This window comes from Salicibibacter cibi (assembly GCF_016495865.1).
GTDB lineage: Bacteria > Bacillota > Bacilli > Bacillales > Marinococcaceae > Salicibibacter > Salicibibacter cibi.
Genome location: NZ_CP054706.1, coordinates 2377284 through 2394197, shown reverse-complemented (window position 1 = coordinate 2394197; position 16914 = coordinate 2377284). Strand labels below are relative to the sequence as shown.

22 protein-coding genes are annotated in these 16914 nt (G+C 48.3%); 21 read left to right on the top strand and 1 reads right to left on the bottom strand.

The features are described from left to right. The first annotated feature begins 6 nt into the window (after positions 1-6). From HUG20_RS12010 to rplS, 5 genes are all read left to right on the top strand, one after another. Positions 7-237, top strand: a complete 231-nt coding sequence (locus HUG20_RS12010) for a KH domain-containing protein (RefSeq protein ID WP_200084922.1) — start codon at positions 7-9, stop codon at positions 235-237. A 140-nt stretch (positions 238-377) separates the two neighbouring features. Then, on the top strand, positions 378-803 hold the full coding sequence (locus HUG20_RS12005) for a YlqD family protein (protein WP_200084921.1): 426 nt from the start codon (positions 378-380) through the stop codon (positions 801-803). Further along, the gene (gene rimM / locus HUG20_RS12000) at positions 784-1311 is read left to right on the top strand and encodes a ribosome maturation factor RimM (RefSeq protein WP_200084920.1); all 528 of its coding nucleotides are present in this window, start codon (positions 784-786) and stop codon (positions 1309-1311) included. Before HUG20_RS12005 ends, rimM begins: the two co-directional genes overlap by 20 nt. After that, positions 1308-2036, top strand: a complete 729-nt coding sequence (gene trmD / locus HUG20_RS11995) for a tRNA (guanosine(37)-N1)-methyltransferase TrmD (RefSeq protein WP_200084919.1) — start codon at positions 1308-1310, stop codon at positions 2034-2036. Before rimM ends, trmD begins: the two co-directional genes overlap by 4 nt. A 500-nt stretch (positions 2037-2536) precedes the next feature. Then, positions 2537-2881 carry a 50S ribosomal protein L19 gene (gene rplS, locus HUG20_RS11990; protein ID WP_200084918.1) on the top strand — a complete coding sequence of 115 codons (345 nt, stop codon included), beginning with the start codon at positions 2537-2539 and terminating at the stop codon, positions 2879-2881. A 109-nt stretch (positions 2882-2990) separates the two neighbouring features. On the opposite strand, the gene HUG20_RS11985 is transcribed toward rplS, so the two are convergent. Then, the gene (locus HUG20_RS11985) at positions 2991-3233 is read right to left on the bottom strand and encodes a hypothetical protein (RefSeq protein WP_200084917.1); all 243 of its coding nucleotides are present in this window, start codon (positions 3231-3233) and stop codon (positions 2991-2993) included. Between the two features lie 172 nt (positions 3234-3405). Between HUG20_RS11985 and ylqF the strand changes: the two genes are divergently transcribed. The 16 genes from ylqF (at position 3406) to HUG20_RS11905 (ending at position 16909) form a co-directional block, all read left to right on the top strand. Continuing rightward, positions 3406-4254 carry a ribosome biogenesis GTPase YlqF gene (ylqF, locus tag HUG20_RS11980; RefSeq protein ID WP_200084916.1) on the top strand — a complete coding sequence of 283 codons (849 nt, stop codon included), beginning with the start codon at positions 3406-3408 and terminating at the stop codon, positions 4252-4254. A gap of 28 nt (positions 4255-4282) precedes the next feature. Then, positions 4283-5050 carry a ribonuclease HII gene (locus tag HUG20_RS11975; protein ID WP_246476395.1) on the top strand — a complete coding sequence of 256 codons (768 nt, stop codon included), beginning with the start codon at positions 4283-4285 and terminating at the stop codon, positions 5048-5050. 11 nt (positions 5051-5061) lie between these two features. After that, positions 5062-6132, top strand: coding sequence for a hypothetical protein (locus tag HUG20_RS11970; protein WP_200084914.1), 1071 nt, complete (start codon positions 5062-5064; stop codon positions 6130-6132). Beyond that, complete coding sequence (locus HUG20_RS11965; protein ID WP_200084913.1) at positions 6119-6397, top strand: EscU/YscU/HrcU family type III secretion system export apparatus switch protein; 279 nt, start codon at positions 6119-6121, stop codon at positions 6395-6397. The genes HUG20_RS11970 and HUG20_RS11965 overlap by 14 nt, the downstream gene beginning before the upstream one ends. 19 nt (positions 6398-6416) lie before the next feature. Then, positions 6417-6602: a hypothetical protein gene (locus tag HUG20_RS11960; protein WP_200084912.1), complete on the top strand. Its 186-nt coding sequence runs from the start codon at positions 6417-6419 to the stop codon at positions 6600-6602. 72 nt (positions 6603-6674) lie between these two features. Continuing rightward, on the top strand, positions 6675-7049 hold the full coding sequence (locus HUG20_RS11955; RefSeq protein WP_200084911.1) for a thiol-disulfide oxidoreductase DCC family protein: 375 nt from the start codon (positions 6675-6677) through the stop codon (positions 7047-7049). Positions 7050-7973: 924 nt separating this feature from the next. Continuing rightward, entirely contained in the window at positions 7974-8309 is a 336-nt protein-coding gene (locus HUG20_RS11950; protein WP_200084910.1) for a hypothetical protein, read from the top strand. A gap of 62 nt (positions 8310-8371) precedes the next feature. Continuing rightward, the gene (locus HUG20_RS11945; protein ID WP_200084909.1) at positions 8372-9238 is read left to right on the top strand and encodes a branched-chain amino acid ABC transporter permease; all 867 of its coding nucleotides are present in this window, start codon (positions 8372-8374) and stop codon (positions 9236-9238) included. Position 9239: 1 nt separating this feature from the next. After that, positions 9240-10244, top strand: coding sequence for a branched-chain amino acid ABC transporter permease (locus HUG20_RS11940; RefSeq protein WP_200084908.1), 1005 nt, complete (start codon positions 9240-9242; stop codon positions 10242-10244). Next, positions 10244-11020, top strand: coding sequence for an ABC transporter ATP-binding protein (locus tag HUG20_RS11935; RefSeq protein ID WP_200084907.1), 777 nt, complete (start codon positions 10244-10246; stop codon positions 11018-11020). The genes HUG20_RS11940 and HUG20_RS11935 overlap by 1 nt, the downstream gene beginning before the upstream one ends. Beyond that, the gene (locus HUG20_RS11930; protein WP_200084906.1) at positions 11004-11711 is read left to right on the top strand and encodes an ABC transporter ATP-binding protein; all 708 of its coding nucleotides are present in this window, start codon (positions 11004-11006) and stop codon (positions 11709-11711) included. Before HUG20_RS11935 ends, HUG20_RS11930 begins: the two co-directional genes overlap by 17 nt. 25 nt (positions 11712-11736) lie before the next feature. Next, positions 11737-12993, top strand: coding sequence for an ABC transporter substrate-binding protein (locus HUG20_RS11925; RefSeq protein ID WP_200084905.1), 1257 nt, complete (start codon positions 11737-11739; stop codon positions 12991-12993). A gap of 282 nt (positions 12994-13275) precedes the next feature. Then, on the top strand, positions 13276-14349 hold the full coding sequence (locus tag HUG20_RS11920; RefSeq protein ID WP_200084904.1) for an amidohydrolase family protein: 1074 nt from the start codon (positions 13276-13278) through the stop codon (positions 14347-14349). A gap of 29 nt (positions 14350-14378) precedes the next feature. Then, on the top strand, positions 14379-14786 hold the full coding sequence (locus HUG20_RS11915; protein ID WP_200084903.1) for a Rieske (2Fe-2S) protein: 408 nt from the start codon (positions 14379-14381) through the stop codon (positions 14784-14786). A 164-nt stretch (positions 14787-14950) separates the two neighbouring features. Then, positions 14951-16516 carry a long-chain-fatty-acid--CoA ligase gene (locus tag HUG20_RS11910; protein ID WP_200084902.1) on the top strand — a complete coding sequence of 522 codons (1566 nt, stop codon included), beginning with the start codon at positions 14951-14953 and terminating at the stop codon, positions 16514-16516. A gap of 12 nt (positions 16517-16528) precedes the next feature. Then, positions 16529-16909: a PaaI family thioesterase gene (locus tag HUG20_RS11905; protein WP_200084901.1), complete on the top strand. Its 381-nt coding sequence runs from the start codon at positions 16529-16531 to the stop codon at positions 16907-16909. Positions 16910-16914 lie beyond the last annotated feature (5 nt).

The window sequence follows — 16914 nt, the reverse complement described above, 5'->3', positions numbered from 1 at the left end:
TATTTTATGTTAAAAGAACTAGTCGTAACGATTGCCCGTTCATTGGTCGACCATCCGGATGACGTTGCTGTTCAGGAAGAAGACGTCGACGGGATGACCGTGCTGACCCTATCTGTCCACGAGGAAGATATTGGGAAAGTCATTGGCAAAAATGGAAGAGTCGCGAACGCGATTCGAAACGTGTTAACGGCGGCAAATAGAAATCAGGGCAAAGTCCGGCTTAATATTGCTGATTAACGAAAGGGGAGGCTTTGCCTTCCCTTTTTGATCTGACTATCAGAAATTGTCAATGGTTCGGATGATAGTATAAGGAAAACGGTGATTTTCGCCATTTTTGGTGATAATTCCAGTTTTTCTAACATAAAAGAGGTGAAGTCATGAGAATTGAAAAAAATGTACTCGTTCGCCACGTCCTGACCGAAGACTATAGGGAGAAACTTTTAAAAAAAATAGGTTCTGAAAAAGAGCGGTTGAACACTGAAATCGAACAGTTGCGTTTTCAGTATCAAAAACAGCTGAAAGAACAGACGGGCCGCAATAAATCTGCCGTCGATGCCAAATACAATAGTGAGATAAATAAACGCGGACAACGAATTGAAAGTCTGAATTTCAGGGAAAGCAAAGTGAAAACATTGCCGGAAGGTTCGCTCGTCACCGGAGAAAAGGTGCAAAGGTTTACGGATGTTCAGGTCGGGGATCGTTGGTCGGCGCATCGGCTGGAAGATGAAATTATTATTGAAGATGACATCGTTCGCGAGATTCGTTCCAAAGGAGAAGACGAGGATGACAGTATCCGGCACTGATTATTACGAAGTTGGAAAAATTGTCAATACACACGGGTTCACCGGAGAAGTGCGCGCCATTGCCACGACCGATTTTCCTGAAGAACGGTTTGCTAAAACGTCCGAGTTGCGTGCGGTGAAAGAAAATGGGGACGTGGAAATACTGGAAGTGCGCGCGCATCGCAAACATAAACACTTCGATCTGCTCATGTTTCAAGGCTATGAAACGAAGGAGGACGCCGAGCACTTGAAAAACGCGATCCTTGAGATCCATGCTTCCATGCGTGCCTCCTTACCGGAAAATGAATTTTACTATAGTGAAATCATCGGGGTAGACGTTTATACGGAAGATGGCGAGTTTCTCGGAAAGGTACGGGAAATTTTATCCCCCGGAGCCAATGACGTTTGGGTCGTCGAAGGCAACGGAAAAGAGATTCTGCTCCCGTACACAAAAGAAGTCGTGCAGACGATTGATGTGGAAAACGGGCGCGTCATCGTTCATTTGCTGGAAGGATTGATCGATGAATGAAGATCAATTTTCTCACGCTTTTTCCGGAAATGTTTCAAGGTGTTGCCTCGTCATCAATCTGGAAACAGGCAAAAGACAAAGGCGCGGCGGAGTATGAAGTAACCGATTTTCGCACCTATTCGGATAACAAGCACAACAAGGTTGATGATTATCCGTACGGCGGAGGCGCCGGAATGGTGTTGCGCGCTCAACCGCTCGTGGACGCTGTGGAGGATGTTCGGGGCGCGTCGGGTGGAAATGCCCGCGTTGTTATGCTCTGCCCGCAGGGTGCGCCGTTCTCGCAGGAAAAAGCCGAGGAGCTTGCAAAAGAAGAAGCGTTGGTCCTCGTTTGCGGGCACTACGAAGGTTATGATGAGCGCATTCGCTCGGTCGTGAACGACGAAATCTCCATTGGAGATTATGTGCTGACGGGAGGAGAACTCCCGGCAATGATCGTCGCCGACAGCGTTATCCGTTTACTTCCGGGTGTCCTCGGCAATGAAAGCTCGGCGCAAGAAGAATCATTTGCAGACGGGCTGTTGGAGCACCCCCACTATACACGTCCCGCCGATTTCCGTGGCATGGTAGTGCCGGACGTCTTATTATCCGGAAACCACGCCCACATCGAGCAATGGCGGCGCAAGGAATCATTACGACGCACGTGGGAGCGGCGCCCCGATTTGCTAGAGGCACACGAGATGGATGACGAAGAAAGGGAATGGTTGCGGGAGTTTGAGGATGAATAAGGGGTTCTGAACGTTGGTTTATGGCGACCGAAAGAGCGATGATTGCGCGCATTCGGTCGCTATGAAAGCTTCATGTTGACCGCAAACGCCTCCTTTTATAGCATTCAGTCCTCATGAACGTTTCATGGCGCCCGTGATAGAGGCTTAGGATACGTATTCGGTCATCATAAAGGTCTCATGGTGCCCGAAAAAGTATTAAGCACAACAGTACGGTCGCCATGACCTTTGTTTGTTCGATGCATAACTGAATGCCCTTGTATCCCCCGGCATTTTGCAAAAAAATTTAGTGCCGTTCCGTTATTAGGCATACTGTGTACTGAATCATCGTAGCCGGCAGAACAAATTCCGGATGAAACGTTGCTGAACGGCGCACTCTATGCTATGATTTACATTGGCGATAAGCCAAGTTCTCTATTGGCAAATGCCTTTGAATCCGATGTTCCGCTTCGGTGGGAATAAATCCCCGTAAGAGCATCCGAGAAGAAAGGAGGAAAACGAAAATGAGCAATTTGATCCGGGAAATAAACAAATCTCAATTAAAAGATGACCTTCCTAACTTTCGGCCGGGAGATACGGTAGCCGTTCACGTAAAAGTTGTGGAAGGAAGCCGTCAGCGCGTTCAGGTATTTCAGGGCGTTGTCTTAAAACGCCGCGGAAGTTCCGTGAGCGAAACGTTCACCGTCCGCAAGGCTACATCCGGAATTGGCATTGAACGGACATTTCCTGTCCATTCCCCAATCATTGACAAAATCGAAGTGAAACGCCGCGGCCGTGTCCGCCAAGCAAGACTTTACTACTTGCGCAAGCTCCAAGGAAAAGCCGCGCGTGTCAAAGAACTTCGCTAATGATCGTGAGAAGAGCTTGGACACCAGGCTCTTTTTTTATAGGAAAAGGCGGTTCATGACACCATTAAAAGGGAAAATAATGCAGGGATTGCTGAACAACGTGCGGCTATCAGCTGAAGCCGGGATGCCGCTTCCATGGCTTCGCTTTCCGCGGACGAACGGTCAAGCCTCCTCGCGCAAAACCGGCGCTGCGGGGGCTTGACGCGTCCGTTTTTCCGCTGGAGTCTCGCCATTGCAGCACCGTCCCTCCGTATGTTGCCAAAAGTGCAAGGTTTTTTTGCTTATAGGATGGATTTTCCTTGCATCCAGCTTTGACAACAGCAACGGAAAATAAGTAGATTAGAGGTTTCATGAACGATCCAATGCACCTCAAAAAAGGAAACAGCCCGAATCCGGGGTGCGTTGAAGAATCCGGAATTGGGGTATGGCTGATAAATCGTTTGTTTTGGCTGATATATTCCAAGCTTTGGCTGATATCGGGGCGATTTCGGCTGATAAAATCACCACTCAGGAGGTGAACCAACATGACGATCCAATGGTTTCCGGGGCATATGGCAAAAGCGACACGCGAAGTCCAAGAGTTGATCAAACGTGTGGACGTCGTCGTTGAACTCGCTGATGCTCGCATCCCGCAGGCGTCGCGTAATCCGGTCCTTGACGATATCCTTTCCGACCGGCCGAGAGTGCTCGCGCTCGTGAAAACGGACATGGCCGACGAAACCGTCACAAAAGCATGGCAGCATTATTTCGAGCAAAACGACGAACCCGTTGTCCTCATGAACGCCAAGCATAACCAAGGCACCGGGAAGCTCGTCCAGGAGGTGAAACGGCTCGCCCAACCGAAAATGGAATCCCTGCAAAAAAAAGGCATTCAAAACCGCTCCATCCGCGCGATGATCGTCGGCGTCCCCAACGTCGGCAAATCAACCGTCATTAACCGCCTCGTGGGAAAAAATCAGGCAAAAACGGGCAACAAACCGGCCGTCACCCAAGGCAATCACTGGCTGAAGGTGAGCAACCAGATGGATGTCCTCGATACCCCCGGCATCCTCTGGCCAAAATTCGAAGATCCCGAGGTTGGCTACAAGCTTGCCATCACCGGTGCGATCAAGGATGAACGCCTCGTTTTTGAAGACGTCGTGCTTTATCTTATCCAACAGTTGCACAAATGGTATCCCGAAGCGTTGAAGGAACGCTATAACTTATCCGAGCTTCCGAGCGAAGGCGTGGAACTTTTTGAAGCGATCGGTCGAAAACGGGGCTGCCTCATCGCCGGCGGTGATGTCGATTTTGACCAGGCGGCAGAAGTGATCCTTCGTGATTTCCGTTCGCAAAAACTTGGCCCAATCTCACTGGAAAAACCAAAGGATTAACCGATATAAAAAGAAAGAGGGGAACGTGGTGAGAAAAAGCGTATCGATCGCGCAGATCAAGTCACACCTTTTTGCCGAAAACCGTCCATCGGACGATTGGATCAACGAATTACGCGCCGATGAACGCAAAGGCGTCCAACACTTGCTCGTTCGCTATGACCGTATGTGCGAACGGGAATTCCGGCAAATCCAACAGTTCAGGGACATGCGCGCGTATGAAAAAACGTTCAGTGTTCCCAGTGCGCAAATCGCCGGCATTGATGAAGTGGGCCGAGGGCCGCTCGCCGGTCCGGTGACAGCCGCTGCGGTTATTTTGCCTGTGTCGCTTGAATTGCCGGGCCTTACCGATTCGAAGAAACTAACCGCCGACCAGCGAGAGCAGTTTTACGAAGCCATTGCTGCTGCCGCGGATGTGGGCATCGGTACAGCGACGCCGGAAGAAATCGACGAAATCAACATCTATCAAGCTTCTCGCCGGGCGATGATGCGCGCCGTCGAAACATTAGCGAACCGTCCGGACCACCTCGTCATCGATGCGATGGAATTGCCGCTCGATATTCCGCAAACCCCGTTAATCAAGGGCGATTCCAAAAGCGCGAGCATTGCCGCCGCGTCCGTTGTCGCGAAAGTGACCCGTGATACATATATGAAAACGTTGCATGAACACTATCCCGCCTATCGGTTTAACGAAAATGCCGGTTACGGCACGAAAGCGCATTTGGAGGCCCTCGATCGCGAAGGACCCACTCCGGAGCACCGCCGCTCGTTTCAACCTGTCATCACTCGGGAAGCGTAAGGAGATAAAAGATGGATATCGCCGCTCTCTCCGGCCAATTAAATAACAATGGACAATCGCAACCGACGTTTCGCATTGGCCAAATGTTCAGCGGCACCGTGTCCCGTCTGTTCTCTGGGCAGCTTGCCACGATTGAAACCGGAAACCATACGCTCGTGGCAAAGTTGGAAACGGCACTCAGCGTCGGCGGCCGCTACCTTTTTCACGTTCAATCGATCGATGGATTGCCGCGATTAAAGGTGGAGCCTTTATCGTCTGGCATTCCGGATGATAAATATGCGCGCGCCTTGGCCCAGCAGCTTCTTCGAAATGAAACGCCGTTTCGTTCGTCGGATCTCATGCAAGCGGCCGAACGGCTGAAAGGGGAGAGGCGCGTGACCGAGGCGTATGTGCAACTCGCGCACCGGGCGATTGAAAAGCGAATCCCGCTCACCCCAAGCATTTGGCGGGCGTTAAAAAGCGCTGCCCGCCCTCAAACGTTAACGGTCCAACTTAGAAATCTTCCCACGGAAGCGGCACAACAACTATTGGCACAAGGCACGATACTTACGCGTGAACGCCCGGACACTTCCGGCCTGCAAACGATGCTTGCCGCCCTCGGGCGCCCAGCGGACGATGTGTTGAATCTGCGAACAGTCATCCAGGCGGATCGCCAGCAATTTCTGCCGCTCCTACAGCAATCTCTCGGCTTTCAGCTGCTGAACACGGACCCTTCGCAAGGCGCCGGCTTTTTGCCGCTTAATCTCGATGGTTATTTAACGGACGGTTTTATTCAATGGCAAACCCATGCGCACGAACGGGATCAGGAGGACACCGCCACACGAGTTTTATTTTTCCTGAAATTAAAACATTTGGAAGAGACGGTGCTGGATTTATTTATAAAAGAAAAGAGCGTTTCCGTGCAAATTTATAATGATCGAAAAGAGCCGGGGGCTGTCGCGCTTTTGAAGCCGGTGTTGGCGCAAAGGCTAGAGGAGCAGGGCTTTCAGCTCGTCGCCTATCACTGGAATCAAACGGAGAAGCGATCGGAAACGAAGGAGCGGAAGGCGATTGGAGGAAGGGGATTTGATGTGCGCATATAAGAATAAAAGCCGAATGGCGGCGGCGCTTACGTATCGGCATGCGGAAAACATCGCGCCTGTTGTGAAAGCGAGAGGGCACGGACAGATCGCAGAGGATATCATCGCGCGGGCGAAGGAAAACGATGTTCCCGTCCGCGAAGATGAAACGCTGGCGGAGCTGTTGGATCAACTCGAAATCGGCACGCCGATCCCGGCTGATTTATACGAAGTGATCGCCGAAGTTTTTGCTTTTATTTATAAAGTTGATGGAGAAATGAAAGACTAAAAAAGAAGGAGGTATACACATGTCGAAAAAGAATTTATTGGATGTGGAAGCGAGCCAGGCGTTCGTCGATCACCACAAAGAAGAGATCGCGGGCGAATTCGGTTTCTTTCAGGCGACCCAGGTGCAGGACGCGGTGGCGAAAGACATGACGAAAAAGGTGCGGAAACAAAAGGACGAGGACACCAGCGACGATCAAGGGTGTTAAGGACGAACAGGTGCGTCATGGATTGGCGCATCTGTTTTTTCGTGGTACGGTTGATGGAGAGGTGAACGTTCGATGCTACAAAAACATGTCGTGTTCTATGACGGGGAGTGTCCGCTTTGCCGGGCGGTAAAGCTTGTGCTCGGTAAACTTGACTGGCGGGGTGCGGTTTATTGGTACCCTGTTCAGGAAATAAGCGAGGTGACACTCGAAAAAGCCAACGCTTATAAAAATATGTACGACGAGATATATATGCTCACCCCGGATAAACATGTGATAACCGGCTTTAATACCGTGCGCAAACTGCTTGCGTTGCTCCCGGTGACGTTCCCTGTGGCGGTGCTTATGCATGTGCCGGGCGCCGGCTTGATCGGCGGTCCTGTGTATCGCTTTGTTTCGAGGCGGCGCTACCGATGGTTTGGGCGGGTGGAGTATGAGGAGCGGGGGTGAAAATTTAATCATTATCGTTTTTTCTCTAAGATAATCAGTTACTTTTACAACCTATTTTAAAGGCTTTTACTACACAGATGTAACCTTATATTTTAGCCACTATTTCTAATAGAGAGTCTCAAACTAATCCCTCAAAGAGAGGGAAGGCTTGTTCTAGAGGGATTACACTCCCGATTTAATCCCTCAATGGGAAAGAAAGTGATCCCGAGAGGGATTACCACCCTTATCTAATCCCTTAAATGGAAGAAAAGCTGTATCGAGAGGAACAAGAACGCCGATTCAATTCTTCAAACAAAGGGAAGCCTGAGCGGAGAAGGATAAACCAAATCGATCATGAGTTCTATCGGTCTTTGCAGATGACATTTCATTTCAGCCACGATGCACTTGAAGAAGCCAAATAAGCGTTCAAGGATCGAAATATTATATTTTTTTATTAGATAGGGGACGTATGCTTTGTCTTAAATGATCGTTTCGAATCAAGGACACCGTCGGATTCACAGATGGAAAGAAGTGCTTGATTCCGAAAAGGAGGGGATGTCGAGTGAAATCAAAAGCGTTCATAAAAATGATCGATAAGTCATGAGCGGCACACAATTCATTTTTGTATCGAAAATTCATATTTGAATCATTTTTTTAAATTTCATTGACTGAATGGTTAGTATCTCAGACAGAAAATAGATTTCTAAATTGGCACGCTTTTTGCATATTTATAAATGCAACATCTTTTATGAAAGGAAGTGTGCGCGCACGAAGAAAACAGTAAACAACTACGAAGATATTGAATACCGGAACGCTTATGGAAATGCTCGAACAGATCCTCATCGACAATAGCAACAAAACGGCGATGACATTCGGAAAGTCGACGCACACATGTAAAGAACCAAGTCACAACATCTAACGTGTGGCGGAGCGGCCTCACCAAACGTGGGGTTAAAAGAGGAATCGAGTCGCTCTTATGTTTCCGAATTGCCCCCAGTATTCCTGCTAGTTATTTTAACGGTGCTCAGCCTGGATGCGGTCGTCGTGCAAGTGAATCCGATGTATAAGCCGCCGGAGCTCCTGCACGTGCTTAACGATTCAGTAAGTGTGATCATTATGTTGGACGACATTAAGCCAGTTTTCCAAGCAATCAAAAATAAAAGTGGTGTCAAAACAGTTATCGAAGTTTCGTTAAAAGTGCCCAGCGACTTTGATGCATTGTTGAATGATGAGTGCGAAGCGCCGCGCACAGCGATTGATCCGAAAGTTCGAAAGACGTGATGCTCACCTACTACAATTTGTGAAAAACATTTGAGAAAACAAAATAGGAAGGTTGGTGCTCCATGGATGTTCTTGCGCAACAACTGTTTAACGGACTTACAATTGGAAGCGTTTACAGTCTAGTAGCTTTAGGGTTAACGCTTGTCTACGGTATTCTTCACGTACCGAACTTCGCTCATGGGGCTCTTTATATGGTCGGTGGCTATGTCACGTTAATGTCGATGACCCTCTTGGGAATGCCATATTTTGTGGCCATGTTCATCGCGATTTTAGTCGTGGGAGGCATCGCTGTTCTGATGGAACGTCTCGTGTTTAACCAGCTCCGCGATTCGCCGCCCATTCACGATAAAATCGCAGCCATCGGTTTGCTGTTATTTCTGGAAACGCTCATACGCGTCATTTGGGGTTCGGATTACCGATCGATGACCACTCCTTTCAGTGACGATATTATCTCCTTTCTTGGCATTACGGTGACAACACAACGAATTTTAATCGTGGTGGCGGCGGTATTGGCCATGATCGCTTTGCAATTGTTCCTAAAAAAAACCATGGTAGGGGCATCGATCATTGCCATGTCGCAAAATCGTGAAGGGGCGTTTCTGCAAGGAATCAATGCCAATCGCGTGGCGATGTTAACTTTTTTCATTTCCGGTAGCCTCGCAGCAATTGCCGCTGCCATCAATGCGCCAATTAATCTCGTTTTTCCGGACATGGGACATCTCGTGATTTTGAAAGCGTTCGTCATTGTTATCATCGGGGGGATGGGAAGTGTCCCGGGTGCGATTATCGGCGGCTACATTCTAGGGTTTTCCGAAAGCCTTGGTGCTACCTTTATCTCTGCCGAATACAGTGACATTATTGCCTTTGTATTACTCGTTATCATCTTAACCGTTAAACCACAAGGTTTGTTTGCAAAGGGGGCACACTAGCATGTCGATGTTCAAAAGAAACGCCACACCGCTTATCTTTTTGTTTATCGCTTTAGTCGTCCCTTTTGTCACAGACAATCAGTATTACTTATATATATTGACGCTCGCCTTTATTTGGTCGATTGCTGTCTATGGCATGAATTTAATCTCCGGTTATACGGGCCAGCTTACGCTCGCGCATGCAGGTTTTTTTGCGATCGGAGCCTATTCTCTCGGCTTGTTAACGGTTGATGCGAATGTGCCATATTGGATCGCGTTTGTTGTCGCTTGCGTGATTACAACGGTGGCTGGATTATTGATCGGACTCATTGCCTTGCGAACGAAGACGCATTACTTTGCCATCTACACCCTCTGTGTCGGTTACATTATCTACCTCATCATTTATCAGTGGGATGAGTTGACCGGGGGCGTGCGTGGCCTTATCGGCATTGAATCTCCCGGAGCGATCGGATCGATCACGTTCGACAGTGCTGAATCGAACTATTATTTGGTGCTCGTATTTCTCGTATTGACGATTATCTTTATGAAATTTATCACGGAATCCCTTGTCGGGCGTACGTTTATGGCTATCCGTAATTCTGAAGAACTGGCGCAGACGATCGGCATCAATACGATGAAGCAGAAATTGCTCTCTTTTGTGATCTCTACTTTTTTTGCGGGGATGGCCGGTGCCTTGTATGCTTCCTTCGTCCAGTTTATAGGGCCTGAAATTTCTTACACGATGACGATGTTTGACATGTTGACGTATCTCATTGTTGGCGGAATTGGCACGATGTACGGGCCACTCGTGGGAACGTTCATAATTGTAACGTTAACCCAATCTCTTCAATTTATGGAAGAATACCGCATGCTTATTTTTGGTCCTGTCCTGGTGTTGCTCGTTATTTTCTATCCGAGAGGGATCGTTGGCGGGATTCAAATGTGGAGAGCGAAACGGCAACATAAAAAAAGACAAAAAATCACAAAACAATCATCAGATACATCGACATACGGGGGTGGAGATTAATGCTTATTGAAACGAAAGGGTTGACCAAAGCATTTGGCGGATTAACCGCCGTTGATGAAGTCGATGTCGGCATTGATAAAGGGAAAATTACGGCCATCATCGGTCCGAACGGCGCAGGAAAATCCACGCTTTTCAATGTAATCAGCGGTTTTTATCCATCGACAAAAGGGACCGTTGTCTTTAATGGCGAGGATATTACGAAAAAGAAAGCTTTTAATGTTGCTAAATTAGGAATTGCCCGCACATTTCAAACAACCAATCTTTTTGAGCAGGCCACCGTCATGGATAATGTAATCGTCGGCCATCGTTTACGGACAAAATCGGGAGTAATTGACGCTCTGTTTCGAACACCAAGACTGAAAAGAGAAGAACGTGCTAGTCGCGAGAAAGCAGAGGAGGTGTTGTCTTTTGTAGGATTAACAAAGGAAGCTAACCGGTTGGTGTCAGACATTTCCCAGGAAGCGAAGAAACGCGCCGCATTCGCGGTAGCGTTGGCTACGGACCCGGAAGTTGTTTTCCTTGATGAACCTGCCGCAGGGATTAATCCTGATGAAACAGACGGGTTGATAGCACTCATGCGCAAAATGGTCGACAATGACTTAACGGTTTGTTTAATCGAGCACAAGATGCAGATGATTATGGAGATTGCCGATCATATTGTCGTCCTTAATCAAGGGAAGAAAATTGCTGAAGGGACACCGGAAGAAATTCAAAACAACGAGATTGTGATCCAGGCGTATTTAGGAGGAGGTGATGAGGATGCTGACGCTCACTGATGTATCGGTACGATATGGATTCTATGAAGCATTGACGGATATTTCCATGAAAGTGGAGCCTGGGGAACTGGTCGTGTTATTAGGCGCCAATGGGGCCGGGAAGAGCACGATATTTCGGACCATTAGCGGGTTGAATAAACCGACGAAAGGCGGGATTGAATGGAACGGAGCATCTATTGGCGGGATGTCGGCAAGCAAGCTGGTAAATGCCGGTATCGGCCACTGCCCGGAGGGCAGAAAATTGTTTCCGGAAATGAGTGTCTACGAAAATTTGAAAATGGGCTCCTATGCGGTCAGGCGCAATAAAAAAGAAGTCGCGGACACACTGGAGCGTGTGTACACGCTCTTTCCCATTTTGGAAGAAAAAATGAAGGCATCGGCAGGATCACTCAGCGGCGGTCAACAACAAATGCTCGCCATCGGAAGAGCAATGATGTCGCGTCCTCAACTACTTTTGTTAGACGAACCATCCATAGGGTTGGCCCCATTGATCGTTAAACAGGTTTTCGATGTTATTCACGAGATCAATCGCGGGGGTACGACTGTTCTTTTGGCTGAGCAAAACGCCAATGCTGCGTTAAAAATTGCAGACCGTGGTTATGTCATTGAAGACGGGAAAATTGTCGTGGAAGGAGGTCAAGATGAGTTGTTTGCCAATGATGAAGTCCGAAAAGCGTATATTGGGGCTTAAAATCAAATGAATGGGAGGTAGGAAAATGAAGAAGATTAGTATGGTGTTCGGTGGCATTATGTTGCTATTGGCGGTTGGGTGCAACGGCGGCGGAGAGTCGGATGTCACGGAAGAAGCAGAAGGAACCCCTGCACCCGGAGCTCCCGATGGTGGTGACGGAGGCGAAGAGGTTGAAGTCGAGACGGAAGTGGCCGAAGGTACGGAAGTGGTGGACATTGGGTTTAGCGGACCGTTAAGTGGTGCCGGCGCTTATTACGGAAACAATACGTTGAACGGCCTCACGATGGCAATTGACGAAATTAATGAAAGCGGGGGTTTTGAGGTGGATGGGGAAATGTATTCATTTAATCTCGTGTCCCTCGATGACCAATACTTGCCGGACGAAACAGGCGCCAACGTGCGAAGACTTGTGCAGGAGAATGACACGCCCGCCATTTTCGTACCCCATAGCGGTGGAACGTACGCGACCCAAGTATTTAACGAAGAAGACGAGGTTCTGCTCGGCGCATATTCCAGTGAGCCGGAGATCACCCAACAGGATAACGATTTGACGTGGCGAATTCCACCTACGTATGACAACTATGTAGAACCGTTTTCCGAATACCAAATGGAGCGTTTCGGAACGGATTTGGCCATGTTGGCTCCAAATACCGAATTCGGCATGGACTGGGTAGAAGCGCTGGGACCTGCTTGGGAAGAAATGGGCGGTGAAGTTGTTCATGATAGTTCCGTGGATTATGAACAGGATACCGACTTTTACACCTTGATCACAAACGCATTAAGCGATGACCCGGATGTTCTCTTTGTCGGCGGCTCTTCGGAACCAACGGCACAAGTCATGCAACAGGCGAGAGAACTTGGCTTTGAGGGCGGATTTCTCGTCATGGACCAGGCGAAGCTCGATGAAATTGATAATGTTCTCGGCGGCGCGCCGGATATCATTGAAGGTTCGGTCGGTGTGGCCCCGCTCGTCCATGACATTCATGAAGGAAACGAACAATTTGTCAGCAATTATCAAGACATGCATGATGCCGATCCCGGCTCGGAAGCCGGCTACCACTATTATAGCGTCTATATTCTAGCTGAAGCCATGCAGGCAGCCGGTGATACCGAAAATGCGCATGCCATTCGCGAGCACCTGGATGAAGGGTTGCAACAAGTGGATGAAGACAAACGCATTTATGATGTCACCGAAGTAGCCGAAGACGGCGGGATGACAACGGAATTGCGAATGGCTGTCGTTGAGGACGGTGAAATTGAACTCGTTGATTTTGACGACTAGATAGAGAGATCCAATAGTCGTATGCAGGCCGAGAGATGCTGGACGAAAGGGGCATTGAACCGCTCCAATCTCTTGGCTTTTTTTCTTTGGCATCTCCGTGATTAGGTAAGGTAATAGGGTAAGAATGAAGAGGCGATGTTGTTTGCACGTTCTTTTCCATTTATGTTTCGGAATACAACCTGTTCTATAGGCAATGAATTTACTTATTTATACTAAAAGTGTAAAATTAAAATGTAAGCGTTTTTATTCAGAAAGATGACACTTTTATGGGAGGGATTAGTGGTGGCAGACACTGGAAAGCCAAATAAATTAAACGGCATTATCGATTGCGATGTGCACCCGATACCAAGGAGCTTGGAAGAATTGCATGCCTATCTTCCTTCTCGATGGCACAAACATTATTTTTCATTTTCCAGGCCTTTTTACAACCATCCCCATCACGTTCTTCGATTGGATGCGCTGCCTGAAAAAGGAGGTGCTCCGGGTAGTGACCCTGATTTTCTCAGAGAACAATTATTGCATCAATTTGGGATTGATTATGCTATTTTGCTGCCGATTCCGAATATAACGATGTGGCCCAACCCTACCATGGCCGCTGATTTGGCAAGGGCTTACAATCAATGGCTTGCTGACAAGTGGCTGGATAATAACAACTCGGATGGGCGATTCAAAGGTTCGATCACCGTAGCGCCCCAGGATCCGCAAGCCGCGGTTCGTGAAATCGAACACTGGGCGAACCATCCCCATATGGTTCAGGTTCTTACGGATTCCGGTTCGGGCATGAATTACGGGCATAAGCAATTTCACCCTATTTATGAAACTTGTGAACACTATGGCCTTCCGTTTGCCATTCATCCAACATCTGAAGGATTGGGGATAAACTCACCGGCATCGCCAGGATATCCGACGACTTATTTTGAATGGTCGGCAAGCCTTACATTTTCAATTCAGGCTCATCTCGTCAGTTTTATTTCAGAGGGCGTTTTTGAACGCTTTCCAGGTTTGAAGGTCGCGCTTGTTGAAGGAGGATCCTCGTGGCTCGCTCCCCTTCTTTGGCGCTTAGATGAAGGGTGGAGAGGACTTCGAAATGAAGTGCCATGGGTGAAGAAGCTTCCAAGTGAATACGTAAGAGAAAATGTTCGAGTTACGTCACAACCCTTGCATTCGCCTGAAAATAAAGAACATCTTCTGCAAATATTTGAAATGATGAATGCCAGGGAAGTGATGATGTACGCGAGTGATTATCCTCATTGGGACTTTGATTCACCGATCAGAACGTTCCCCAAGATGGACGGCGATCTAAAGAATCGTATTTTCTATGAAAATGCAAAGGATTTTTATCAAAAACTACCGTAAAAATCACCATCAAAAGACGGAGGATGCAAATGGCAGAACATGTTGTCGCAACAGTTGGTGAAATTCGAGAAGGGAAAAGAAAAATCGTTAAAATTGGCAATATTTCTATCGGCGTTTTTAATATCAAAGGGGAGTTTTTTGCCATAAAAAATATATGCCCTCATAAGGGAGCGCCCCTATGTAAGGGAAGTGTCCAAGGCATGTATGTTTGCGGCGATGACTTGGATGACGTTCGTTTGATTAACGAGGGGGAGATCCTCCGTTGCCCATGGCATGGATGGGAATTTAATATTAAAAGCGGAAAGTCAATTGTTGATCCCAATCGTTATTATGTTAAAAACTATGAAGTTACCGTTGATAGAGAACAACCGGTGGACGCGCAGGTTGAAACGTTCCCTACGAGTGTGCGCGATAAAAATGTCATCGTACATGTCTAACATACAGAATACAAATTTGAATCAATCATTCATTTTTGCATCATTATATATAAGCATGACTAACTAAATGGTCAGTATCTCGCCGGTAGAAAGCGCTTCCAGTATTGGCATGCTTTTTGCATATATTAAAGATAGACATCATGTTAGAAAGGAAGGGAGCAAAAATGCAGGGGAGCCCGAACAAATACGAAGATATCGAAATACCTGAAATTTCGCTTATGGAAATGCTCGAACAAAGCCTCAACGATAATCCCCAAAAAACGGCGATGACGTTCGGGGAGCTTACGTACACATACGAAGAACTAAAGCGTAACATCCAACGTGTGGCGAGTGGACTCTCCAAACGCGGGGTCAAAAAAGGGGACCGTGTCGCGCTTATGTTACCGAACTGTCCACAGTATCCCGTGAGTTATTTTGCGGTGCTCAGCCTAGGGGCGATCGTTGTGCAAGTGAATCCGATGTACAAGCCACCGGAGTTGCTCCATGTGCTCAACGATTCAGATGTAAGCGCGATCATTCTGTTGGACGATCTCCAACCGATTTTTCAAGCGATACAAAAAGAAACCGGTGTCAAAACGGCCATCGAAGTCTCGTTAAAAGGACCCGGCGAATTCGATTCATTATTGAATGACGACGGCGAGCCGCCGCAAACGACGATCGACGCAAAAGAAGACGTGGCCGTCATTCAGTACACGGGGGGCACCACGGGGCGCTCGAAGGGTGCGATGCTCACTCACTACAACTTGGTGGCAAATACGTTGCAAACGTCGGCAACGCAAGTCATCAAAAGCGATGATGAGCAGGAACGGGTGCTCTCGATCGCGCCGCTCTTTCACGTCTATGGAATGACGAGCGCGATGAACCTCACGCTCTATCGCGGCGGAAACATCATCTTGGTTCCCCGTTTTGACGTCGAGGAAGTCGTCGGGATCATCGAGCGGCTCAAACCGACCAGTTTCCCCGGCGTGCCGACGATGTACATGGCATTATTACAGCATTATCAAACGCATCCATTTGATATCTCGTCGCTGAACATTTGCACGAGCGGTTCCGCGCCGCTCCCCGTTGAAGTTATCAATCAATTCAACGCGATCACCGGAGCGAACGTCGCTGAAGGGTTTGGCCTGTCCGAAGCCTCCCCGGTTACGCACCGCAATCCTGTCGATGGGTTACAAAAAACCGGGAGCATCGGCATCACATTGCCGAACACGGAAGCGAAAATCGTCGATATTGCCACCGGGGAAGAAGAGCAACCAACCGGTGAAGTCGGCGAACTCATCATTCGCGGCCCGCAAATCATGAAAGGGTATTACGGGTTGCCGGAAGAAACGGCAGAGACGCTTCGGGACGGCTGGCTCTATACAGGCGACTTGGCAAACATCGACGAAGACGGTTATTACTTCATCGTCGGCAGAAAAAAAGACCTTATCCTCGCGAGCGGTTTCAACGTTTACCCGATTGAAGTGGAAGACGTCATCTACCGCCATCCGGCCGTCCAAGAAGCCGCCGTCATCGGCGTTCCGGACCCATACCGTGGCGAAACCGTCAAAGCTGTCGTCGTGAAACACGAAGGTGCCGAACTCACGGAAGAAGGATTGATCGATTTTTGCAAAGAAAGTCTATCGAATTACAAAGTGCCAAAACTGGTTTCTTTTGTTAATGAACTGCCGAAAACCGCTGTCGGCAAAATATTAAAAAGGGAACTGATCGCATCCGAGACAACGAAATGAGGGCATACACAAGTGGAACTAGCAAGCGAAAGCCATTTTTTCAATCACGTTGGTTTCGAAAGGAAAGAAGCTGAAAACGGGGATATAACCATCATCCTCGATATCGACGAAAAGCACATGAATCGCAACGGCATCCTCCACGGCGGCGTCCACGCCACGATGCTCGACAACATCCTCGGCGCGGCCCTTGCTCAACGTACCGGGATGCCAAGTACGACCATATCCTTGAACGTCAACTACCTGGCTCCAACGAAAAAAGGACGGCTGACGGCAAGCGCCACGATTTTGCAACTCGGCTACAAGTCAGCAACTGTTGAAGGGGTTATTACGGATGCAGAAGGAACAGCGATCGCAAAAGGGACAGGGACATTTAAAATACTGAGAAAAGGATGATGTAC